This is a genomic window from Stenotrophomonas sp. STEN147 (genome assembly GCF_056757995.1).
Window position 1 is genome coordinate 69284 of the sequence record NZ_JBRRCG010000007.1, and the last position, 22118, is coordinate 91401.

General features: G+C 68.4%; 20 protein-coding genes. 12 read left to right on the forward strand and 8 right to left on the reverse strand.

Translation table 11 applies throughout. From position 1 onward, the window contains the following. Positions 1-65 precede the first annotated feature (65 nt). Complete coding sequence (gene def / locus ACVOKU_RS09375) at positions 66-578, reverse strand: peptide deformylase (protein ID WP_053517114.1); 513 nt, start codon at positions 576-578, stop codon at positions 66-68. Between the two features lie 126 nt (positions 579-704). Between def and ACVOKU_RS09380 the strand changes: the two genes are divergently transcribed. The 9 genes from ACVOKU_RS09380 to ACVOKU_RS09420 all read left to right on the forward strand — a co-directional run bounded on the left by ACVOKU_RS09380 (position 705) and on the right by ACVOKU_RS09420 (position 10182). After that, positions 705-1835 carry a LysM peptidoglycan-binding domain-containing protein gene (locus ACVOKU_RS09380; protein ID WP_481559740.1) on the forward strand — a complete coding sequence of 377 codons (1131 nt, stop codon included), beginning with the start codon at positions 705-707 and terminating at the stop codon, positions 1833-1835. 79 nt (positions 1836-1914) lie between these two features. Continuing rightward, entirely contained in the window at positions 1915-3042 is a 1128-nt protein-coding gene (gene dprA / locus ACVOKU_RS09385) for a DNA-processing protein DprA (protein WP_481559741.1), read from the forward strand. Positions 3043-3085: 43 nt separating this feature from the next. Next, complete coding sequence (locus ACVOKU_RS09390) at positions 3086-3559, forward strand: DUF494 family protein (protein ID WP_053517108.1); 474 nt, start codon at positions 3086-3088, stop codon at positions 3557-3559. A 39-nt stretch (positions 3560-3598) separates the two neighbouring features. After that, positions 3599-4336, forward strand: a complete 738-nt coding sequence (locus ACVOKU_RS09395) for a pilin (RefSeq protein WP_481559742.1) — start codon at positions 3599-3601, stop codon at positions 4334-4336. A gap of 48 nt (positions 4337-4384) precedes the next feature. After that, positions 4385-5317 (forward strand): RDD family protein, encoded by a 933-nt coding sequence (locus ACVOKU_RS09400; RefSeq protein WP_053517104.1) that lies wholly within the window; start codon positions 4385-4387, stop codon positions 5315-5317. A 191-nt stretch (positions 5318-5508) separates the two neighbouring features. Next, on the forward strand, positions 5509-8010 hold the full coding sequence (locus ACVOKU_RS09405; RefSeq protein ID WP_481559743.1) for a DNA topoisomerase I: 2502 nt from the start codon (positions 5509-5511) through the stop codon (positions 8008-8010). A gap of 100 nt (positions 8011-8110) precedes the next feature. Then, entirely contained in the window at positions 8111-8701 is a 591-nt protein-coding gene (gene tsaC, locus ACVOKU_RS09410) for an L-threonylcarbamoyladenylate synthase type 1 TsaC (RefSeq protein ID WP_481559744.1), read from the forward strand. Between the two features lie 58 nt (positions 8702-8759). After that, positions 8760-9434, forward strand: a complete 675-nt coding sequence (locus ACVOKU_RS09415; RefSeq protein WP_481559745.1) for a DUF4124 domain-containing protein — start codon at positions 8760-8762, stop codon at positions 9432-9434. A 25-nt stretch (positions 9435-9459) separates the two neighbouring features. Further along, positions 9460-10182 (forward strand): hypothetical protein, encoded by a 723-nt coding sequence (locus ACVOKU_RS09420; protein ID WP_481559746.1) that lies wholly within the window; start codon positions 9460-9462, stop codon positions 10180-10182. Positions 10183-10220: 38 nt separating this feature from the next. Here the strand turns inward: ACVOKU_RS09420 and ACVOKU_RS09425 are convergent, their stop codons facing one another. Continuing rightward, complete coding sequence (locus ACVOKU_RS09425; protein WP_312556203.1) at positions 10221-10997, reverse strand: SDR family oxidoreductase; 777 nt, start codon at positions 10995-10997, stop codon at positions 10221-10223. A 111-nt stretch (positions 10998-11108) separates the two neighbouring features. Between ACVOKU_RS09425 and ACVOKU_RS09430 the strand changes: the two genes are divergently transcribed. Further along, positions 11109-11321: a hypothetical protein gene (locus tag ACVOKU_RS09430; RefSeq protein WP_481559747.1), complete on the forward strand. Its 213-nt coding sequence runs from the start codon at positions 11109-11111 to the stop codon at positions 11319-11321. A gap of 100 nt (positions 11322-11421) precedes the next feature. On the opposite strand, the gene sppA is transcribed toward ACVOKU_RS09430, so the two are convergent. The 4 genes from sppA to ACVOKU_RS09450 form a co-directional block, all read right to left on the reverse strand. Next, positions 11422-13344 (reverse strand): signal peptide peptidase SppA, encoded by a 1923-nt coding sequence (gene sppA / locus ACVOKU_RS09435; protein WP_481559748.1) that lies wholly within the window; start codon positions 13342-13344, stop codon positions 11422-11424. 109 nt (positions 13345-13453) lie between these two features. Next, a complete protein-coding gene (locus ACVOKU_RS09440) occupies positions 13454-14818 on the reverse strand; it encodes an MATE family efflux transporter (protein WP_053515745.1) in 1365 nt (454 codons plus the stop codon). Between the two features lie 125 nt (positions 14819-14943). Next, entirely contained in the window at positions 14944-15513 is a 570-nt protein-coding gene (locus ACVOKU_RS09445) for a DUF3106 domain-containing protein (protein ID WP_481559749.1), read from the reverse strand. After that, positions 15506-16513 (reverse strand): hypothetical protein, encoded by a 1008-nt coding sequence (locus ACVOKU_RS09450; protein ID WP_481559750.1) that lies wholly within the window; start codon positions 16511-16513, stop codon positions 15506-15508. Before ACVOKU_RS09450 ends, ACVOKU_RS09445 begins: the two co-directional genes overlap by 8 nt. 413 nt (positions 16514-16926) lie before the next feature. Here ACVOKU_RS09450 and ACVOKU_RS09455 point away from each other — a divergent pair, with 413 nt between their 5' ends. Further along, positions 16927-19104, forward strand: a complete 2178-nt coding sequence (locus ACVOKU_RS09455) for a primosomal protein N' (protein ID WP_111186295.1) — start codon at positions 16927-16929, stop codon at positions 19102-19104. Positions 19105-19163: 59 nt separating this feature from the next. Here the strand turns inward: ACVOKU_RS09455 and ACVOKU_RS09460 are convergent, their stop codons facing one another. Then, positions 19164-19784 carry a glutathione S-transferase family protein gene (locus ACVOKU_RS09460; protein WP_053515737.1) on the reverse strand — a complete coding sequence of 207 codons (621 nt, stop codon included), beginning with the start codon at positions 19782-19784 and terminating at the stop codon, positions 19164-19166. A 106-nt stretch (positions 19785-19890) separates the two neighbouring features. Next, complete coding sequence (locus ACVOKU_RS09465; protein WP_065174439.1) at positions 19891-20685, reverse strand: NYN domain-containing protein; 795 nt, start codon at positions 20683-20685, stop codon at positions 19891-19893. A gap of 119 nt (positions 20686-20804) precedes the next feature. Between ACVOKU_RS09465 and ACVOKU_RS09470 the strand changes: the two genes are divergently transcribed. Continuing rightward, positions 20805-22085: an NAD(P)/FAD-dependent oxidoreductase gene (locus ACVOKU_RS09470; RefSeq protein WP_481559751.1), complete on the forward strand. Its 1281-nt coding sequence runs from the start codon at positions 20805-20807 to the stop codon at positions 22083-22085. Positions 22086-22118 lie beyond the last annotated feature (33 nt).

The window sequence follows — 22118 nt, forward strand, 5'->3', positions numbered from 1 at the left end:
GCGCCGTGCAGCCCGCGCGCTGCGCGCGGGCACGGGCCACCCCTGCGGGCGGCCCGGAGCGGCGATCACGCCACGTGCTTGCGCTGCTTGGCCAGCTTCTTGCGGACCATCTCGCGCTTGAGCGGCGACAGGTAATCGATGAACAGCTTGCCGTCCAGGTGATCCATCTCGTGCTGGATGCAGGTGGCCAGCACTTCACCGGCCTCCATCTGCTGTTCCTGGCCATTGCGGTCGAGGAACTTCACGGTGATGGTGTCGGCACGGGTCACGTCGGCGAAGATGCCCGGCACCGACAGGCACCCTTCCTGGTACACCCGGCCCCCGTCCTTGGCGACGATCTCCGGGTTGATGAACACCAGCGGCTGGTTCTTCTCTTCGCTGACATCGATGACCATGAAGCGCTTGTGCACGTCCACCTGGGTGGCGGCCAGGCCGATGCCCGGCGCGTCGTACATGGTCTGGAACATGTTGTCGACCAGTTCCTGGAAGGCCGGCGTGGTCACTTCGGCGGCGTCGATCAACGCGGCCTTGGTACGCAGGCGCGGATCGGGGAACTCAAGAATCGGGAGGAGGGCCATGGCAGTTTCCGGATAGGGGGCCGGCACGCCGGCATACGTCGCAGATTCTAGCTGCAACGCTTGCCTTGCGCCCCGGTTTCTGGACTATAGTGCGCGGACCTGTTGGGGAATCAGGGCTTCACACCTATGTTGCTTCGTTTTCGTACGGTCGTCGCCGCGGCGATGCTGACCGTGGCTGCCTATGCTACCGCCGTGGAAGTGAATGGCGGGCACCCGGATACCTATGTGGTCCGAAAAGGGGACACGCTGTGGGATATCGCCGCGCGTTTCCTGCAGAAGCCCTGGCTGTGGCCGGAAATCTGGCAGGCCAACCCGCAGATCGCCAATCCGCACCTGATCTATCCGGGTGACGTGCTGAGCCTGGCCTACCTGGACCGTGTGACGGCCCAGCCCGGGCCCCGCCAGGAGGCCCCGATCGATGCCATTCCGCTGGCCCAGGTCGAGCCGTTCCTGAAGCAGCTGAGCGTGGTCGACCGCATCGACCACCTGCCCTACGTGGCGGGCCTGGAAGAAGACCGCCTGCGCGCCAGCAGTGGCGAAGCCGTGTACGTGCGCCTGGCCGATGCCCAGGTCGGGCAGCGCTGGGCCGTGGTCCGCCCGACCGTGCGCTATGGCGTGCCCAAGCCCACCGAGGACCTGACCGCCAATAGCGAGGTCACCCCCGGCAGCGGCAACCTGTGGCGGGCCTACAACGCGCCGACGCGACGTGCGCACCAGATGCTGGGCTACGAGCTGATGCAGGTCGGCACGGGCACCATCACCCAGGTTGCCGGCGGCAAGGTCGAGGCATCCACCCTGGTGCTGGACAAGAACACCGGCGGGCGTGAAGTCCGCGCCGGCGACCGGCTGGTGCCGGTGGAGGCAAAGCCCTACGACCTGCAGTTCGTGCCGCATGTGCCGGCGGCGGGCGTCGAGGGCGTGGACGTGCGCGTGCTCGCGGTGACCGACATGTTCAGCGTTGGCGGGCCGCGCGATGTGATCGCCATTTCGGCGGGCCGCGCGCAGGGCGTGGACAACGGCACCGTGTTCTCGCTGTGGCGGCCCGGCCGCCACGTCGCGCACCGGATGAAGTACCCGGGGTCCTCGCGCATGGATGATTCGCTCAGTACCGGCGCCGGCCGGGTCTCGCTGCCCGACGAGTACGCCGCGCATGCGATGGTGTTCCGCACCTTCGACAACGTCAGCTATGCGCTGGTGATGCAGGGTGTGAAGCCCGTACGGGTGGGCTACAGCGCGCTGCATCCGGACGCGAAGTAGGGTTGCCGGGAACATCCCTGACACCCGCACGCGAAGGCGCCCTAGGGCGCCTTTGTTGTCTGCGGCCGATAGTGGGGGGATGACCAAGCAGGCAGATGAGGCGCTGGTGCGCCTGGTGATGGCGGGAGGCGCGCTGGCGCCGCGGCGGGCACTGCTGCAGGGCGCGGGCAGCGCCGAAGCGGCCCTTGCGCTGGGCGTGGCCGGCTGGCGCGCCCATGGCTGCACCCCGGAACAGTGCGCGGCACTGGAACGCCCCGATGTGCAGCGGTCGAAGGCCGTCCTGCACTGGCTGCAGGGCGACAACCATCATCTGCTGGCGGTTACCGACCCGGCCTTCCCGCCCCTGCTGCCGGAGGTCCCCAACCCGCCGCTGGCGCTGTTCGTGGCCGGCGACCCCAGCCAGGCCTGGCGCCCGGCGGTGGCGGTGGTCGGCAGCCGCTCGCCCACACCGGCCGGTCGTGCGCTGGCGGCGCGTTTTGCCGGCAGCTTCGCCGAAGCCGGACTGGCGGTCGCCAGTGGGCTGGCGGCCGGCATCGATGCGGCCGCCCACCTTGCGGTGCTGGACGCCGGCGGCAGTACCGTTGCCGTCATCGGTACCGGCCCCGACCGTGCCTATCCGGACCACCATGCGCCGCTGCAGGCCCGGATCGGCGCCGAGGGCGCCGTGCTCAGCGAGTACCTGCCCGGTACGGCGGCCCGTCCCGGCCACTTCCCGGCGCGCAACCGCCTGGTGGCCGGGCTGGCCCTGGCCACCGTGGTGATCGAGGCGGCGCACCGCTCCGGTGCCCTGATCACGGCGCGTCTGGCCGCCGAGGCCGGTCGCGAGGTATGCGCCGTGCCGGGCTCGGTGCTCAATCCGCGGGCGGCCGGCTGCCACCGCCTGATCCGCGAGGGAGCTGCCCTGGTGGAACGGCCCGAGGACGTGCTGGAGCTGCTGGCCCCGGCCCTGCGCCAGCAGCTGCCGGCCTTGCAATCGCGGCTGGCCACCCCCACTGAACAGGCAGTGCCAGCCGACCTGCCGGCACGCTGGGTCGGCGACCCTGACTACCAGCGGTTGTGGCAGGCCCTGGACCTTGACCCAATCAGTATGGATTCACTGATCACGCGCTGTGGATTGACGGCGCCGCAGGTGTCCTCCATGCTGCTGGCCATGGAACTTGCGGGAATCGTGGTCTGCGTACACGGCCGCTACTGTCGAACTCCCTAGTTTCTTCACCTCCACAGCGTCGCGCGACGCAGGCCGAGGGGCAATGAAAGAGAGCATCCTGGATGTACTGCTGTACCTGTTTGAACACTATTTCAGCGAAGATGCGGACCTGATCCGTGACCGCGATTCGCTCCAGAACGGCCTGATCCAGGCCGGATTCAGCCCTACCGAGATCAACAAGGCATTCGACTGGCTCGATGCCCTGGCGGCACAGCGTCCGAGTGTGGCCCAGGCGCGGGTCGATGGCCCCGTGCGCATCTATCACGGGCCCGAGCTGGACAAGCTGGACGTGGAATGCCGCGGTTTCCTGCTGTACCTGGAGCAGCACGGCATCCTCGATGCCGACCAGCGCGAGCTGGTGCTGGACCGGGCGATGGCGCTGGACCAGGACGAACTGGACCTGGACGATCTGAAATGGGTCGTGCTGATGGTGCTGTTCAACCAGCCCGGCGCCGAGGCGGCTTACGCCTGGATGGAAACGCAGATGTTCATGGACGAGCCAGAACCCCTGCACTGACCGTACACTTGGGGCATAGCGCATTCAGGAGCGTGCCCCGTGAGCGAGTGGTTCCATGCAGAAGGCAACCGGCAGCAAGGCCCGCTGCCGGCAGAACAGCTGGTCGAGCTGTTCCGCAACAATCAGATCAGCCTGGACACCCTGGTGTGGCGCGATGGGCTGCCGCAATGGCAGCCATTGCGCAGCGTGGTGGATGAGCTCGGCCTGATCGTACCGGCCATCGATGCCGCCCGCGACGAACCCGGGCTGCAACCCCCTGCCCCGCAGCCTCCGGTACTGCCGGCGGCAACTCCCTATGCCCACAGTGCGCCCGCGGCCGCGTTGCCGCCACCGAAGAAGGGCCTGTCCGGCTGCGCCCTGACCGCCATCATCGGCGGGGCAGTGCTGCTGGTGGTGGTACCCATCGTGGCGATCCTGGCGGCCATCGCGCTGCCTGCCTACAACGACTACACCCTGCGCTCCAAGGTCGCCACGTCGCTGACCGCACTGCAGCCGCTGAAGGACCAGGTGCAGCATTTCGCCGATGAGGAAGGCCGGTGCCCGGGTGCCAACGATGCCGGTTTCCCGGCGCCGGGGGACTTCTCCGCCGCAGGCCTGTCAGCGGTCCACATCGGCCGCTTCAACAACGGTCATTGCGGTATCGAAGCCACGCTGGCCGCGCCCGGCAAGACCATCGATGGCGATCTGCTGTGGCTGGAATACGACCGCGACAGCGGCCGCTGGGAATGCAGCGGCGAAAGCAACGACAAGTATCTGCCGCAGCAGTGCCGCGGCTGAGCCATCGGCACTACACCCCAAGCAAGGACGACCCAGGAGGGACACACAATGACTGAGTGGTATTTCGCCGAAGGACAGCAACGCCAGGGACCGCTGCCGGTCGAGGACATCCGCCAGCGCTTCCAGCGCGGCCAGCTGACACTGGATACGCTGGTCTGGCGTGAGGGCATGGCGCAATGGGCCGCGCTGCGGCAGGTGGTCGACGAGCTCGGCCTGCAGACCCTGGCCAGCGCCACCACGGCCGCTGACAGTGGCGGCTTCGACCTGCGCAGCGACTACCAGGCCATCGACAACGGCACGGCGCCGCTGCCCGGCACCGGCGCGCTCAGCAGTTCGCCCTACAGCGCGCCGGGCACCGCAGCCATGGCCGGCCACGCACAGCCGGTGATGGGCGGCGAAGTGGTGTACGCAGGCTTCTGGAAGCGCGTGGCTGCCTATGTGATCGACTACTTCGTGCTGCTCATCCCCGGCACGATCATCGGCGTCATTTCCGCCCTGGCACTGGGTGCGGGCATGGGGGCCGCCGGCAGCGGCGAGTCGGCCATCGAGATCATGGGCCAGCTGGTCAGCGGCCTGCTCAACCTGGTGATCTCCATGGTGTACTACACCTGGTTCCACGCCTCGCGCGGCGGTGCCACCCTGGGCAAGATGGCCGTCGGCATCAAGGTCGTGCGCAGCAACGGTGACCGGCTGACCGTGGGACGTGCCTTCGGACGCTACTGGGCCGCCGTGCTGAGCGGCCTGATCCTGTGCATCGGCTACCTGATGGCCGCGTTCACCGAGCGCAAGCAGGGCCTGCACGACATGATGTGCGACACCCTGGTGGTGGACCGCTGGGCCTTCACCGACCAGCCGCAGCTGCAACGCCGCGAGCTGGGCGTGGTCACCATCGCCGTCCTGGTCATCACCGCCCTGCTGGCCCTGGCCGGCCTGGTGCTGATGGTGGCGGCCATCGGATTCATCGCCAAGATGGCCTCCTGACCGGCCATCCTCACGCCTGGGCGCTTGACATGGAGCGTCCGGGCGTGATTCCTCTAATAAGGAAACCTGAACGCCCGGCACCCAACCGGGCGTTCAGTTTATGGATTTGCCCGTGGCCGCTTCACTAATGCGGCCGTTTGCTCCACCCTAGCGGCCCCTCCCCTGCGGCTCGCCCCACAGACACTGCTGCCATGCCCAAGCACCTGCTCATCGTCGAATCGCCGGCCAAGGCCAAGACGATCAACAAATACCTCGGCAAGGACTACACCGTCCTGGCCTCGTATGGGCACGTGCGCGACCTGATCCCGAAGGAAGGCGCGGTCGATCCGGACAACGGGTTCGCCATGCACTACGACGTGATCGACAAGAACGAAAAGCATGTCGATGCGATCGCCAAGGCGGCCAAGGGCGCCGATGACATCCTGCTGGCGACCGACCCGGACCGCGAAGGCGAGGCGATCAGCTGGCACATCGCCGAGATCCTGAAGGAGCGCGGGCTGGTCAAGGACAAGCCGATGCAGCGCGTGGTCTTCACCGAGATCACCCCGCGCGCCATCAAGGAAGCGATCAACCAGCCGCGGGCCATCGCCAGCGATCTGGTGGACGCCCAGCAGGCACGCCGTGCGCTGGATTACCTGGTCGGTTTCAACCTGTCGCCGGTGCTGTGGCGCAAGGTCCAGCGCGGCCTGTCCGCCGGCCGCGTGCAGAGCCCGGCACTGCGCATGATCGTCGAGCGCGAGGAAGAGATCGAAGCCTTCATCGCACGCGAATACTGGTCCATCGCCGCCGAATGCGCGCACCCGTCGCAGCACTTCAATGCCAAGCTGGTGAAGCTGGACGGACAGAAGTTCGAACAGTTCACCATCACCGACGGCGACACAGCCGAGGCCGCCCGCCTGCGCATCCAGCAGGCCGCGCAGGGCTCGCTGCACGTCACCGACGTGGCCAGCAAGGAGCGCAAGCGCCGCCCGGCACCGCCGTTCACCACCTCCACCCTGCAGCAGGAAGCCTCGCGCAAGCTCGGCTTCACCACCCGCAAGACCATGCAGGTGGCGCAGAAGCTGTACGAAGGCGTGGCGATCGGCGATGAAGGCACGGTCGGCCTGATCTCCTACATGCGTACCGACTCGGTCAACCTGTCGCAGGATGCGCTGGCGGAAATCCGCGACGTGATCGCCCGCGATTACGGCATCGCTTCGCTGCCGGACCAGCCCAACACCTACCAGACCAAGTCCAAGAACGCCCAGGAAGCGCACGAAGCGGTGCGACCGACCTCGGCGCTGCGCACGCCGGCGCAGGTGTCGCGGTTCCTGACCGACGACGAGCGCAGGCTGTACGAACTGATCTGGAAGCGCGCGGTAGCGTGCCAGATGATTCCGGCCACGCTCAACACCGTCAGCGTCGACCTGTCGGCCGGCAGCGAACACGTCTTCCGTGCCAGTGGCACCACCGTGGTCGTGCCCGGCTTCCTGGCCGTGTACGAGGAAGGCAAGGACAGCAAGAGCGCCGAAGACGAGGACGAAGGCCGCAAGCTGCCGGCGATGAAGCCCGGCGACCGCGTGCCGCTGGAACGCATCCTGGCCGAGCAGCACTTCACCCAGCCGCCGCCCCGCTTCACCGAAGCGGCACTGGTCAAAGCGCTGGAAGAGTACGGGATCGGTCGTCCCTCGACCTACGCCTCGATCATCCAGACCCTGCTGTTCCGCAAGTACGTGGAGATGGAAGGTCGCAGCTTCCGTCCGTCCGACGTCGGCCGTGCAGTGTCCAAGTTCCTGTCCAGCCACTTCACCCAGTACGTGGACTACGACTTCACCGCCAGGCTTGAAGACGAGCTGGACGCCGTCTCGCGCGGCGAGGAAGAGTGGATCCCGCTGATGTCACGCTTCTGGGAGCCGTTCAAGGAGCTGGTCGAGGACAAGAAGGAATCGGTTGATCGTGCCGAAGCCAGTGGTGCGCGCGAGCTTGGCACCGACCCGAAGACCGGCAAGCCGGTCAGCGTGCGCCTGGGTCGCTTCGGGCCGTACGCCGCCATCGGCAGCACCGCCGAAGATGCCGAGGAGAAGCCGAAGTTCGCTTCGCTGCGCCCGGGCCAGTCGATGCACACCATCACCCTGGAAGACGCGCTGGAGCTGTTCCTGATGCCGCGCGCACTGGGTGAGGACAAGGGCGAACCGGTCAGTGTCGGCATTGGTCGCTTCGGCCCGTTCGCCAAGCGTGGCAGCACCTATGCCTCGCTGAAGAAGGAAGACGACCCGTACACCATCGACCTGGCCCGCGCCGTCTTCCTGATCGAAGAGAAGGAAGAGATCGCGCGCAACCGGATCATCAAGGAATTCGAAGGCAGCGACATCCAGGTGCTGAATGGCCGCTTCGGCCCGTACATCAGCGATGGCAGGATGAACGGCAAGATTCCCAAGGACCGCGAGCCCGCCTCGCTGACGCTGGCCGAAGTGCAGCAGCTGATGGAAGAAACCGGCAAGCCGGTGCGCAAGGGCTTCGGCGCGAAAAAGGCCGCTGCCAAGAAGGCACCGGCCAAGAAGGCGGCGGTGAAGAAGGAAGCCGCGCCGAAGAAGGCAGTGGCCAAGAAGGCACCGGCCAAGAAGGCGGCCGCGAAAAAGGCGCCGGCAAAGAAGGCCGCCGCCAAGAAGGCCCCGGCGAAGAAAGCGGCCAAGAAGGTCGTCAAGAAGGCCTGATGCGGGACAGCGCCCGGCCACCGGTCGGGCGCGGACAGTGCCCGGTCCGTCGCCGCCTCGATGGCGCCGGTCCACCCCATCTGCACGCGGTGGGAGGATAATGAAGGCCCATGCCGGGCCGGTCGCCACCATGAAAGAACTTACCCTGGATTCTGCCGTCACCCTGCTGCGCTCCGGCGGCGTGATCGCCTACCCCACTGAAGCGGTCTGGGGCCTGGGATGCGACCCGTCGCACGAAGCGGCGGTGCACACGGTGCTGCGGCTGAAGCAGCGGCCGATCGAGAAAGGCATGATCCTGGTGGCCGCCGAGCTGGCGCAGCTGGAAGGCTGGGTACGCCTGCAGGCGTTGCCCGACGAGCGCCAGCGTGCAGTGCTGGCCAGCTGGCCCGGCGCCAATACCTGGATTCTTCCGGCCGGATCACGCGCGCCAGGCTGGATCACCGGCGAACACAGCGGTATCGCGGTGCGTATCAGCGCCCACCCGCTGGTGGCCGCCCTGTGCCAAGCGTGGGGCGGGCCGCTGGTCTCCACCAGCGCCAACCTGGCCGGCGAGCCACCGGCACGCAGCCGCGAGGAACTGGATCCGCGCCTGCTGCGCCTGCTGGACGGCATCCTGGACGGCCCGACCGGCGGCCTGGCCCAGCCGACGCCGATCCGCGATGCGCTCAGCGGCAACGTCCTGCGATCCTAAGCCGCCGCCCGTGGACGCGCGGATTGCGCCGCTCCGCCGGATCCCGCACGCTGCCTCCATGAGCCCGCTGCGCGCCGCCCTCTGCCTGAGCCTGCTGCTTCCATTGACCGCCACCGCCGGCGACGATGTGCGTGTCTACCGCTGTGTCGGCAGCAATGGCGCCGTGGCACTGCAGGACACGCCGTGCAGCAGCGGCCGCCAGGAAGTACGCGACCTGCAGCGGCCGCGTGACCCGGCGCCGCAGGGGGTGCGCAGCGACGCCGCGCCCGCAACCCGCACGCCGCCGGCCGTGATCGAGCGCGAGGTCCGGCACGTCTACATCCAGCCTCCGCAACCGATGTACGAATGCGTTACCGCCGACGGCGAGCGTTACACCAGCGACAGCAACGAAGGCAATCCACGCTGGGTCCCGCTGTGGACCACGGTCTGGTCGCCACGCGGCCATTTCGGGCCAGGCCATCCCGGGCCCCGCCCGGCCACGGGCGCATCGGCCGGAGGTCCGCCGATCTACCGGCCACCTGCGGTCGGCGTCGGCGTGCAGGTGCCGGCAGGCAACATCCTGGTCCGCGACACCTGCCATGCGTTGCCGCCGCAGGAAGTCTGTTCGCGCCTGCGCGATCGCCGCTGGGAGCTGGACCGCCGCTACAACAGCGCGCTGCAGAGCGAGCGCACCGCGATCAGCAACGAACAGCGCGGTATCGATGCGCGCCTGTCGCGCGACTGCGGGCGTTGAGCCCCTGCCCGTGTAGGCTGCACGCATGAGAAAAGCACTCTGGCTGGTTCTGGCGCTGCTGCCCGCAAACGCGCTCGCCGAGGACTTGGTGATCTACCGCTGCACATTCGGCAGCAGTGACGTTCCCACCCTGCAGCGCACGCCCTGCCCCGAAGGCAGCACGCAGCAGATCCAGCGGGTACCGGCGCCAGCAGCGACGCCGGCACCGCGCGTGGAGCCGCCCTTCGGCCAGCATTCGGAGCTCGTCCCGTCGGCAGTGCCGTCGCCGGCAGCGGCGGACACGCCGCGCCGGCTCGACCAGGCGCGCACCATCATGGAAGCGGGCATGGTTGAACCCGCTGGCGGCGGCGACGCCATTCTGGACAGCGCAGCGCTGCCGCCGCCGACGGACCCGGCAAGCGGCAGCAACAGCGCGCCACGGGCGCCGCTGCCGCCGATCTTCCAGTGCAGCAGCGAGGAAGGAAGCCGCTACCTGCACGAGTACGAGGCGGCGCCGCCGCACTGCGTGCTGCTCGACGTACAGGGTCTTGGCGGCGTCACCCCGGCCAATGCCGCCAGCTGCGAAGTGGTGCGCGACCGCTGCGAGGAAGTTCCTGAGATCCAGCGCTGCGGCAGCTGGCAGCAGCGCCTGCGCGACGCCCGGGGGCGTGAGCGCTTCGCCGCGCCGGAGAACGTCGACGCTGCGCGCAGCGAGCGCGAGCGTCTGCAGGCCGTGCTCGAGGCCAGCGACTGCCCGGTACCGGGGTGAGAACCTGCCGGCGTGGCGCGGGCCCAACGCGGTGACGGTCAGAACCCGTAGCGCAGGAAGCCGCCGTCCACGGCGATGCATTCGCCGGTGACATAACTCGCCGCCGGCAGGCACAGGAAGCCCACGGCCGCGGCGACTTCCTCCGGCTCACCGATGCGGCGCATCGGCGTGCGATCGATGACTTCCTCGTAGTAGTCAGGGTCGGACAACGGCCCGGAGGTGCGGCGCGTGCGGATGTACCACGGCGCCACCGCGTTCACGCGGATGCCATCCTCGGCCCATTCCACGGCCAGGTTGCGGGTCATCTGGTGCATCGCCGCCTTGCTCATGCCGTACACCACGCCACTGCGCACATGGGTCAGGCCGGAGACGCTGCCGACGTTGACGATGGCCGACGACGCGTGACGTGCCAGCAGCGGATGCGCATAGCGCGACAGTTCAAACGCCGAGAACAGATTGGTCTCGAAGATGCCGCGCCACTCGTCCTCGGTATAGTCGATGGCGGGGCGGGTGATGTTGCCGCCCGCATTGTTGACCAGCACGTGCAGGCCATCGGCATGGTCCTCGACCCAGTCCAGGATCTGCCGGCGATCCTCGTCGTCGGAGACGTCGGCGGCAAGCGCACGCACCTGCTGGTCGGGATAGGCGTCGGCCAGCTCGTCGCGCGCGGTTTCCAGCGCGTCGATGTCGCGCCCGACAATCATCAGGTCGGCACCGAAGCCGGCCAGTTCACGCGCGATGGCCAGGCCGATGCCGGCGCTGGCGCCGGTGATCAGTGCGGTCTGCCCGTCCAGTCGCCACCGTTGCTGGGTCATGTGTCCTCCCGGGCTGCGCCCGCTGTGTTCCGATGCAGAAAGGATACGCGCTCACGGCACACCGCTGCCGGGGGTGCCACACTGGCCGTACGCCCGTCGTGGAGAGCCACCATGCGCATCCTGATCCTGTCCGCACTGCTGTCGGCGACTGTGTTGCTGGCCGGCTGCCAACGCCCACCGGCACCCGACCCGGAACGGCCGCCGGAACCCCAGGCCCTGGCCCGTGCAGCGCAGCAACCGATCGATCGCGCGCGCGCCGTGCAGAAGACCGTCGATGATGGCGCCGAGCGCGAGCGCAGCGCGGAAGCCGACGCAGCGCGCTGATCGCCGCGATGGCGCTGTCAGCGGAGCGCCGCCAAACGAAAACGCCCGGCCAAGGGCCGGGCGTTTTCCGTCGATCCACGCTACGCGTGGCTGGCTGTGCTCAGAACCCGCAGAAGCAGTACGCCAGGGTCTTTACCGGAGCGCCGTTACCCTTCTCGCGCGCGGCGTTCTCGACGAAGCGCAGCTGGGTATCCACTTCCGGCATCGTGCGCGCCAGCATCATCCGCGCCACGCCCGAATCGGACAGCATCCAGGCACCGGTACGGCTGCCGGCAAACCCGCTGACGAACTGCGCGAACGGGGTCGCGGCCTTTTCGATGTAACGCACGCGGAACTTGTCTTCGCCGCCCAGCTTGGCGCGGCTGGCGGCATCGGCCACGGCGTCCTTCAGGCCACCGAAGGCATCGACCAGGCCACGTTCCTTTGCCTGCGCGCCACTCCAGACACGGCCACGGGCCACCTCATCAATGGCCTCGACCGGCTTCTTGCGTGCTTCGGCGACACGTCCGGTGAAGTCGGCGTAGCCCTTGTTGATGACCGTCTGGATGACCTGGCCCACCGCCGGATCCATCGGCCGGGTGACGTCGAACGCACCGGCGAAGCGCGTGGTGCCGACACCATCGGTATGCACGCCGATCTTGTCCAGCGCGCGGCTGAAGTTCGGGATCATGCCGAAGATGCCGATCGAACCGGTGATGGTCGAGGGATCGGCGTAGATGCGATCGGCATTCATGCTGATCCAGTAACCACCGGACGCGGCCAGGTCACCCATCGACACCACCACCGGCTTGCCGGCGGCCTGCAGGGCCACCACTTCACGGCGGATCTGCTCGGAGGCGAACACTTCGCCACCCGGCGAATTCACGCGCAGCACCACGGCCTTGACCTGCTCGTCGTCGCGCGCAGCGCGCAGCAGCGCCGACGTGGACTCACCACCGATGCGGCCGGCCGGCAGATCACCGCCACTGATCTCGCCGGCGGCCACCACCACGGCCACCTGCGGGCGTGCATCCACCGGACTGCGGCGGGCATCGAGCAGGGCCATGTAGCGACCGAAATCGACATTGCGGAAGCCGCCCTCGGCGTCTTCATCGGCCACGCCGCGTTCGATCATCAGGTCTTCGAACTCCTCGCGGGTCTTCAGCGCGGTCACCAGCTTCTGCTGCAGGGCGAACTTGGCCAGATCGCCACCGGCAGCCGCCACGCCCTCGGGCAGCGTATCGATGCCGGCGGCCAGCTGCGCCGGATCCAGCCGGCGCGCCTTGGCGATGTCGCCCAGATAGCGCTGCCACACGTCGTTCATCCAGTACAGGTCGGCTTCCTTGGCCGCCGGCGAAGCGGCATCGAGCACATAGGGCTCGGCCGCGGACTTGTACTCGCCCACCTTGAACAGGTGCACGTCCACGCCCAGCTTGTCCTGCAGGCCGGAGCGGAAGTACTGGCGGTAGCGGCCCAGACCCTCGAGCATCACCGATCCCATCGGATCCAGGTAGACCTCGTCGGCCTGCGCAGCCAGCAGGTACTGCGACTGGCCCATGCTTTCGCTGTAGGCCACCAGCTGCTTGCCGGATGCGCGCAGGCTCTGCAGCGCGGCGGCGACTTCACGCAGCGAGGCGAAGCCGGAGGGCTGCAGCTTGTCCAGTTCCAGCACCACGCGCTCGATCTTCTTGTCGTCGCGCGCCGACTCGATCACCCGGATCAGGTCACGCAGCTGGACCTCTTCGGCACTGTTGTCGCCCACGGCCTTGGCCAGCGCACGGCTGACCGGATCGGCACTGAACTGCTCGACCAGGCGCCCTTCCGGTGCGATCACCAGGGTCGTGCGGTCCTGCAGCGATTTGCTGGCGCCGGCGCCCATGCCGGCAGCGATGACGAACACCACCAGCAGCAGGAACAGCAGGCCGAAGAACACCAGGTTGAGGATCAACCGGCGGGTGAAATTCATGACGTCCCACAGCCCGATGAAGAAACTGGCGACGGGATTGCGACGCGCCTGGGGCAGCGGGGGCACGGGTTGATTCATGGAGCGCTCCGGATGGCTTCTTGCCGTGGTACCAGCATAGCCGGTGCCGTGTGAGGCGGCATCGGACACAAGTCAGGGGATCGCCCGTCACGGGGTGACGGGCGGAGGGTCAGGACAGCGCGGACTGGCCGATGCGCTGGCTGCTGCGACGCAGGCGCCAGCCCATCAGGATGGCGGCGGCAGTGAGACCGACGATCAGACCGATCCACATGCCCTGCGGGCCCATGCCCAGCCCCAGGCCGAGCCCGGCGCCGAGCGGCATGCCCAGGCCCCAGTAGGCGAACATGGCGATGAACATCGGCACGCGGGTGTCCTTCAGGCCGCGCAGAGCACCGGCCGACAGCACCTGGATGCCGTCCGGGAACTGGAAGGTGGCCGCGTACAGCAGCAGCGTGGAGGCCAGGCCGGCCACCGCCAGATCGTTGGTGTACACCCCGACGATGGCATCGTGGCCGAACAGCAGCACCAGCGCGGACAACGTCTGTGTGCCCATGATGATCGCGTAGCCGGCCCAGGCTGCACGACGCACACCGAAGCCATCACCCCGCCCCACCGCATGACCCACGCGCACCGTGGTGGCCTCGGCCACGCCCATCGGGATCATGAAGCACAGCTGTGCCACGTTGATCGCGATCTGGTGGGCTGCCGCCTCGTTGGCGCCGAGGCGGCCGATCAGCAGCGCGGTGACGATGAACAACCCACCTTCCATCAGCACGGTGATGCCGATCGGCAGACCGGTGCGCAGCAGGTCCCAGATCGCCTTCCAGCGCGGCCACTCGAAGTGCGAGAACAGCTGCAGATGGGCGAATCGCCGGGTACGCCACAGATAGAGGGCAAATGCGCTGGCCTGCAACCACATCATCACCGCCGAGGCGATGCCCAGGCCCTCGGCACCCAGCTCAGGGAAGCCCAGCTTGCCGTTGGCCAGCACGTAGCCCATCGGCGCCAGCACCACCAGGCCGCCGAAGCCGATCAACATGGTCGGCAGCGTCCAGTGCATGCCCTCGCTGAGATAGCGCATGCAGAAGTACAGCGTCAGCGCCGGCCCGCCCCAGCGCACCGCGTGCAGGAACGCTGTTGCGCCGGGCACGATGTCCGGCGCGATGCCGAAGGCGGGCAGCAGCGGCGGCACCACCGTGAGGAAGGTGAACATGATCAGGCCCAGGCCCAGCGCCAGCCACAACGCCTGCCGGAACAGCGGGCCGATCTCGCGCTCGCGGCCGGCACCGTGCAGCTGTGATACCGAGGCGGTCAGCGAGATCAGCGTGCCGATCGGAATCAGCATCGGCAGCCAGAGCAGGGCGGTGCCGATGGTCACGGCCGCCAGGGTTGAGGTGGCGTGATGACCGGCAATCACGTTGTCGACGAAGGAGATCAGGCCGGTGGAGACATGCCCGAGCACGAGCGGCAGGGCGAGCAGACCGGTGGCGCCGACTTCCTTGCTGAAGCGCGGCGTGGAGGTTGCGTTGGACATGGGATGCAGAACGCGAACTGCGGTTGCGCGCGAAGGGCACAGGCACCGGGTTGCGGGCCGTCATCTTACGCGCGCGGTGCGTTCATTCCCATGACATGGCGTGAACGCTGGGTTTGACCGCGCGCTTACTGGCCGGCCTGGCGCTTGAGCCAGGCGTCTCGTTCCGCAGCAGGTACGGCGAGGAACGCGCTGCGCACCGCATCGCGTTCCTGCGGCGGCGTGCGCTGGGCCACCAGCGCCAACTGCGCCAGCTGTGCCGGGCTGAGCTGGTGCAGCACGGCCAGTGCACTGTCGCGCTGCTGCGGTGGCAGGAAGCCGAACAGCCCATGCAGCTTGGGAAACTCCACGCCCAGTTGCGGCCCCAGCCGCCAGCCATCGCGGAATGCCTGGTCCTGTGCCTGGAATTGCGAGCGCAGGCGCTCCTGCTGTGTGGCCGGCAGTGCGGCGAACCGCGTGGCCGCCTGACGGATGCGTTCGCGCTCGCTTTCCGGCAGCGCGCGCCAAGCGGCGTAGTCGGCGCGGCGCTGCCGCTGCTGCTGCGCGTCGAGCTGGGCGAACGCGGTGGGTGCCGCCGATGGCGGGACCGGGGGCGTGGCCGCCGGCGCGGGTGGCAGTGGAACGTTCAGGGTCTGGGGCGTTGCGGACAGCGACAACGGGATGGCCAGCAGCAGGCTGGTGATCACGGACTTATTCATCGGCGGCGGCGGTTTCCAGCACTGCGCTGGCCGGCTCTGGCCGGCTCGGCTTGGTTTGCGATTCGTCCACCGGCAGCGGACCACCGGCGGCCGTCCAGGCATACAGATCGGCCTCGGCCAGCAACGGATAATCGCGGTCGGCCAGCATCGCTGCGTCATCGCTGGCCGGGGCGCTGTCCGCCTGCGGCGTGGCAGCGACCGTGCTTGGCGGCAGCGCCTCGACCGTGACCGGGCCGGCCTCGGCAACCACCCCCTCCGGTAGCGGCGCATCGCTCACCAGCGACCGACCGCTCCAATGGCGCCAGCCCAGAGCGGCCGCCAGCAGTACCGCCACCGTCAGCAGCAGGATCGCCGGCCCGCGCCAACGCGGTCGGGCATCGGGGCGCCGGCGCCGGGGGCTGGCAGCGCTCCGTTCATCGCGCTGCGGTGCCCTCCAGCTGGACGTCGGCGCCTGCGGATTGCTGCGGGTGGCAGCTGCCGGCTGCTGCAGCTGCTGCAGGCGCTGCGCCGGCAGGTCGCGGATGCGCTGCTGCACCTGTTCGGCCAGGCCGCGCCAGGCAACGGCATCCGGCTGACCCTGGGCATCACGCGGGCAGGCATCGGCCAGCAGCTGCTGGTAGCCGGCCTCATCACGATCGAGTACCCGCGTGGCGATGTTCTCATCCAGGCTGCCGCCCACCCGCAGCAGCAGGGCCAGCCGTGGCAGCGGTGCCATGCCGCCCAATGCGGCGAGTGCCGGCGGCCACTGGCCCGGGGCCGGCTCGCGCAGTGCCTGCCGCTGCCCCAGCAGGGTCCAGAAGCGGGTCGGCCACTGTGCCATCGGCAGATCGCTGGCAACGGCCGAGAAGGCGCGCATCACCGCCACCAGGGTCTGCTCGGCCCGGGCCGGGTCGCCGCATTGCAGCTCCGCCACCACCAGGGCGCGGCGCTCTACGCCACGCAGAAACGCCGACAGCGCACCGGCCGCGGTCGAGGAAACAGGGGCGGGCACAGCGGTCATCGGTCACTCCAGAGGTCTGCCGGCATGATAGCGGCAGGCCATCGGCGCCCGGCAGGACTTGCGTCCGTGGGCACTTCATGCTGCAGGTTGTGCACAGCACCACGCTGGCGCCCGGCAAAACCGCGACATCTCGCTGAATTCACTCTGTTTCAGCAATGTTTCACACATAACATATTGATTTTAATACATTTTAAAGTATGGCGATTTTTTGACCAACCCAAGGGCGAGGCCGTCGCCATCGGCGTCCTGCGCAGCCGTTGACCGGTAACGCACAGTGTTATCCACAGAACGTGTGGATAAGACTGAATCTCCAATGGACACCGATATTTAGGTGACATTTATGATTCGGCGACGTCCCCCGTGTGGGCCTTCCGGGCGGCATGCGCGTGCACACGGCCCGTTACACTGCCCCGATGCTCGACCCGATTCCGACCCTGCAGGTCGCCCTGCCCGTCCCCCTGCCCCGCCTGTTCGACTATCTGTCGCCGCAGGGCGATGCCCCGGACGTGGCGGTCGGCTGCCGGGTGAAGGTGCCGTTCGGCAACCGCGAACTCATCGGCGTGGTGGCCGGCCACGGCCAGGCCGACGACGGCCAGGGCCTGCGTCAGGCGCTCGCGTGGTGCGACCCCGCGCCCCTGCTGCAGGGCGAACTGTGGCAGAGCCTGCAATGGCTGGCCCGATACACCCACGCGCCGCTGGGCGAAGTGCTGAGCACGGCCCTGCCGGGGCCGCTGCGGCACGGCGAAGCCCTGCCCGACACCCATCATTGGGGCTGGCAGCTGACCGCCGCAGGCCACGCGCAGCGCGGCACGCTGCGCGCAGGCAGCCGCCCGCGGCAGTTGGCGGAACTGCTGGCCGACGCCGTCGTGGACGAGGACGTGCTGGGGGCGCGCATGGAGGACTGGCGCAGCGCGGCGCGCAGTCTCGGCAAGCGCGCACTGGCCGAGCGCGTTGCACTGAGCGTGGCGCCACAGCACGCGCAACCGCTGCCCGGCCCGACCCTCAATCCGGACCAGGCCGAAGCGGTTGCCGCGATCAACGCCGCGGAGGGTTTCCAGCCCTTCCTGCTTGATGGGGTGACCGGCAGCGGCAAGACCGAGGTCTACCTGCAGGCGATCATCCACTGCCTGGCCCAAGGCCGGCAGGCGCTGGTGCTGGTGCCCGAAATCGGATTGACGCCGCAGACCCTGGCGCGTTTCCGCGGCCGCCTGGGCATCGCCGTGCATGCGCTGCATTCGGGATTGAACGACAACGAGCGCGCGCGCGTCTGGGCAGCGGCCTCGCGCGGCGAAGCGCGGGTGATCGTCGGCACCCGCTCGGCGGTGTTCACGCCGCTGCCGCAGGCCGGCCTGCTGATCGTGGACGAGGAACATGACGGCAGCTACAAGCAGCAGGACGGCATCCGCTACCACGCGCGCGATTTCGCCCTGGTGCGGGCCAAGGCACTGGGGGTTCCCGTGCTGCTGGGCAGCGCGACACCGTCGCTGGAAACCCTGCACAACGCCTATGCCGGTCGTTACCTGCACCTGCGCCTGAAGCAGCGTGCCGGCGACGCGCGGCCGCCACGCGTGCGCATCCTCGATGTGCGCAAACGTCCCCTGCAGGACGGTCTTTCGGCCGAAGTGCTGGCCGGCATCGGCGAGCACCTGCAGCGCGGCCAGCAGGTGCTGGTGTTCAAGAACCGGCGTGGTTACGCACCGGTACTGCTGTGCCATGACTGCGGCTGGACCGCGCCGTGCCAGCGCTGCGACGCGCCGATGACCGTGCATGGCGGCGGCCGTCGCCTGCAGTGCCATCACTGCGGTGCGCGGCAACCGGCGCCACTGGCCTGCCCCGCCTGCGGCAGCCTGGCCCTGCAGCCACAGGGAATCGGCACCGAGCGGCTGGAGGAGCACCTCACCGCCGCCTTCGCCGAGTACCCGGTGGTGCGCATCGACCGCGGCACCACCGCCCGCCGCGATGCGCTGGAACAGCAGCTGGCCAAGCTGGGGGACCAGGCCGGCATCCTGGTCGGCACGCAGATCCTGGCCAAGGGCCACGATCTGCCCAGACTCACGCTGGTGGTGGTGGTCGGCATCGACGAGGGCCTGTTCTCGGCCGACTTCCGCGCCAGCGAGAAACTCGCGCAGCAGTTGATCCAGGTCGCCGGCCGCGCCGGGCGCGCCCGCGATCCGGGCGAGGTGTGGCTGCAGACCCACCATCCGGGTCATCCCCTGCTGGAGACGCTGGTCAACGGCGGCTACCACCCGTTCGCGCAGGCCGAGCTGAACCAGCGGCAGGCCGCCGGCTTCCCGCCATTCGCGCATCTGGCACTGATGCGTGCCGAAGCGCAGCAGGTGGAGCACGCCAACGCGTTCCTGCTGGCTGCACGGCGACTGCTGGGCGAACAGGCGCTGGTGGAGGCGTACGGACCGATGCCGGCACCGATGCCGCGCCGGGCCGGCTACCAGCGCACGCAGCTGCTGCTCTCATCGGCACAGCGCCCGCCTCTGCACGGCGTGCTGGCGCAGCTGGTACCGCAGCTGTATGCCTTGCCGGAAGCCCGCAAGGTGCGCTGGTCGCTGGATGTGGATCCGACGGATCTGTATTGAATGCATGCAGAATCCGCCGGGCATGGCCCGGCGCTACCGTTACCGCGCGCGGCTCCCGCTTACGTCAGCGGTGACATCACGCCGCGCTGGTAAGCGGGTCGCTCACGCAGCCGGGCGTACCACTCGGCCAGGTGGGGCAGGTCCGGACGCTGGATCGGCAGTTCATACCAGGCGTACACCAGTGAACCCAACGGGATGTCGCCCATCGCGAATGTCGCGCCCGACAGCCACGGCTGCGTGGCCAGCGTCGCATCGGCCATCGCCAGGTAATCGGCGGCGCGCACGATGGCGGCATTGATGCGCGATTCGTCGCGGTCTGCCGGCGCGGTGCGCATGATGCCCCAGATCAGATCGCTGTACAGCGGCGCCATCCGCGAAGTGCTCCAGTCCATCCATTTCTCGGCCTGTGCACGTTCCATCGGATCCTCCGCGTACAGTGTCCCCAGCGCGTAGCGCGCGCTCAGGTAACGCACGATGGCGTTGGACTCCCACAGCGGCAGGCCGTGGTCCTCGATCACCGGCACCAGGCTGTTGGGGTTCATCGCCAGGTATTCCGGCGTCTGTGTGCCACCGTGGCTGCCGCCCACTTCGATGGACTCGTAGGGCAGGCCGATCTCTTCGGCACACCACAGCACCTTGCGGACGTTGCTGGAATTGCGACGGCCCCAGATCTTCAACATGCGGGTATTCCTTGCGGGCAATGCGAGCGGCAACGATACGCCTGATCGGTGTACATGTGGGCGTGCGGAATGATGCGCGGGGGCGTCGGCCGGGCATGGCCCGGCGCTACCGGTTCTTCTTCGGCAGCGCGCGCACGTAGGATGACTTGCCATCCTTCTTCAGTTCGAACAGGCCGATCGCCGCCAGCAGATCACTCAGCTTTCCATAGCCATAGTTGCGCGAATCGAACGAGGCCTGGTTGGCGATCTGGCTGCCCACCGGCCCCAGGTGCGACCAGCCGTCTTCGCCTTCCGCTGCGGACACGGCGCGGCGCAGCATCTTCACCAGACGTGTATCGCTGCGCATTTCCGCGCCGCTCTTGCGCGGGCGCACTTCGTCGCCGCTGCCCGTTTCACCGGTGGCCGGCTCGATGGCACCCGGCTCTGCCGTGCCCTGTTCCACTTCCGGCACGCTGGCATGGGCCTGGCCCAGTGCTTCCAGATAGGTGAATTTGGAACAGGCATTGACGAAGGGTTCCGGCGTCTTCTTTTCGCCGAAGCCATACACCTTCACCCCGTCGGTCAACAGACGCATCACCATTGGAGTGAAATCAGCATCGCTGGAGACGATGGCGAAGCCGTCGAGGTTGCGCGCGTACAGCAGGTCCATCGCATCGATCACCATGGCCATGTCCGAGGCGTTCTTGCCCTTGCTGTAGGCGAACTGCTGGATGGGCCGGATCGCGTACTCGTGCAGCACCGCCTCCCAGCCTTTCAGCCGTGGGCTCTTCCAGTTGCCGTAGGCACGGCGGACATTGGCCACGCCGTAGCGGGCCACCTCCGCCAGCACTTCGTCGATCTTCGATGCGGGCGCGTTGTCGGCATCGATCAACAGGGCGATGCGCTTTTCCGGTTCGCTCATGGGCCTCTCGCTGGCGGTTGCCTGAATCCGAGTATCGCCGATCCGCGCGCACGCTGACGTGACAGGCCGCCGCCGTGCGAAGATGCCGGACGGTTCCCCATGCCCCCTGGAGTGAGTCGATGAGTCGTGAGCGCGTTCCCCACCTGGTCGTTGTCGGCGGCGGTTTTGCCGGCCTCTGGGCCACCCGTGCGCTGGCACGCGAACGCATCCGCATCACCCTGGTCGACCGCCGCAACCATCACCTGTTCCAGCCGCTGCTGTACCAGGTCGCCACTGCAGGCCTGTCAGCGCCGGACATCGCCGCACCGCTGCGCCACATCCTCGGCCACCAGCGCAACGTGGAAGTGCGGCTCGGTGAGGTCGTGGTCATCGACAGGCAGCTCCGCCAGGTGCGGCTGGCCGACGGCAGCACGCTGGACTACGACAGCCTGCTGCTGGCTACCGGCGCCACTCACGCCTACTTCGGCAACGACCAGTGGGCCGATGATGCGCCCGGCCTGAAAACCCTCGACGATGCCATTGCCCTGCGCCGCAAGCTGCTGCTGGCGTTCGAGCGCGCCGAAGCCGAACCGGACCCGGCCAGGAAGGCGGCATGGCTCAGCTTTGCCGTCGTCGGCGGCGGCCCGACCGGCGTCGAACTGGCGGGCACCCTGGCCGAGATTGCGCGCCATACGCTGCGCAATGAATTCCGCCACATCGATCCGGCCAGCGCCAAGGTGCGCCTGGTGGAAGCCGGTCCACGCGTGCTGTCCTCGTTCCCGGAAGTGCTCTCGCTGAAGGCGCGCCGGCAGCTGGAAAAGCTGGGTGTGGAAGTGCTGACCGGAACCCCGGTGAGCAACATCGACAGCCAGGGCTTCACGCTGGGTGACCAGTTCGTGCCGGCGCGCACCGTGGTGTGGGCGGCCGGCGTGGCCGCCTCGCCGCTGGCGCGCACGCTGGACGTGCCACTGGACCGTGCCGGGCGCGTGCAGGTGCAGCCGGACCTGACCCTGCCCGGGCATCCGGAACTGTTCGTGGCCGGCGATCTGGCCGCCGTGAACCAAGCCAATGGCAAGCCCGTGCCCGGCGTAGCGCCCGCGGCCAAGCAGATGGGCAAGTACGTGGCCGAGGTCATCCGCGCGCGCCTGCACGGCAGGCCGGAGCCCGGGCCCTTCAAGTACGCGGACTACGGCAACCTGGCCACCATCGGCCGCATGGCCGCCATCGTGCACCTGGGGCGCCTGCAGCTGTCGGGCGTGCTGGCCTGGTGGTTCTGGCTGGCCGCGCACGTGTTCTTCCTGATCGGCTTCCGCAACCGCATCGTGGTGCTGCTGAACTGGGCGGTGGCGTACTGGAGCTACCAGCGCAGCGCACGCATCATCTTCGGCGATGACCAGGATGACCGCCGGCCGAAACGGTAGCGCAGGTCTGCAACGGGGTCGGATCCCCTTCCT

Coding starts and splice junctions, on each gene's coding strand:
- def (WP_053517114.1), bottom strand. CDS start 578: ATGGCCCTCCTCCCGATTCTTGAGTTCCCCGATCCGCGCCTGCGTACC.
- ACVOKU_RS09380 (WP_481559740.1), top strand. CDS start 705: ATGTTGCTTCGTTTTCGTACGGTCGTCGCCGCGGCGATGCTGACCGTG.
- dprA (WP_481559741.1), top strand. CDS start 1,915: ATGACCAAGCAGGCAGATGAGGCGCTGGTGCGCCTGGTGATGGCGGGA.
- ACVOKU_RS09390 (WP_053517108.1), top strand. CDS start 3,086: ATGAAAGAGAGCATCCTGGATGTACTGCTGTACCTGTTTGAACACTAT.
- ACVOKU_RS09400 (WP_053517104.1), top strand. CDS start 4,385: ATGACTGAGTGGTATTTCGCCGAAGGACAGCAACGCCAGGGACCGCTG.
- ACVOKU_RS09405 (WP_481559743.1), top strand. CDS start 5,509: ATGCCCAAGCACCTGCTCATCGTCGAATCGCCGGCCAAGGCCAAGACG.
- tsaC (WP_481559744.1), top strand. CDS start 8,111: ATGAAGGCCCATGCCGGGCCGGTCGCCACCATGAAAGAACTTACCCTG.
- ACVOKU_RS09415 (WP_481559745.1), top strand. CDS start 8,760: ATGAGCCCGCTGCGCGCCGCCCTCTGCCTGAGCCTGCTGCTTCCATTG.
- ACVOKU_RS09420 (WP_481559746.1), top strand. CDS start 9,460: ATGAGAAAAGCACTCTGGCTGGTTCTGGCGCTGCTGCCCGCAAACGCG.
- ACVOKU_RS09425 (WP_312556203.1), bottom strand. CDS start 10,997: ATGACCCAGCAACGGTGGCGACTGGACGGGCAGACCGCACTGATCACC.
- ACVOKU_RS09430 (WP_481559747.1), top strand. CDS start 11,109: ATGCGCATCCTGATCCTGTCCGCACTGCTGTCGGCGACTGTGTTGCTG.
- sppA (WP_481559748.1), bottom strand. CDS start 13,344: ATGAATCAACCCGTGCCCCCGCTGCCCCAGGCGCGTCGCAATCCCGTC.
- ACVOKU_RS09440 (WP_053515745.1), bottom strand. CDS start 14,818: ATGTCCAACGCAACCTCCACGCCGCGCTTCAGCAAGGAAGTCGGCGCC.
- ACVOKU_RS09445 (WP_481559749.1), bottom strand. CDS start 15,513: ATGAATAAGTCCGTGATCACCAGCCTGCTGCTGGCCATCCCGTTGTCG.
- ACVOKU_RS09450 (WP_481559750.1), bottom strand. CDS start 16,513: ATGACCGCTGTGCCCGCCCCTGTTTCCTCGACCGCGGCCGGTGCGCTG.
- ACVOKU_RS09455 (WP_111186295.1), top strand. CDS start 16,927: ATGCTCGACCCGATTCCGACCCTGCAGGTCGCCCTGCCCGTCCCCCTG.
- ACVOKU_RS09460 (WP_053515737.1), bottom strand. CDS start 19,784: ATGTTGAAGATCTGGGGCCGTCGCAATTCCAGCAACGTCCGCAAGGTG.
- ACVOKU_RS09465 (WP_065174439.1), bottom strand. CDS start 20,685: ATGAGCGAACCGGAAAAGCGCATCGCCCTGTTGATCGATGCCGACAAC.
- ACVOKU_RS09470 (WP_481559751.1), top strand. CDS start 20,805: ATGAGTCGTGAGCGCGTTCCCCACCTGGTCGTTGTCGGCGGCGGTTTT.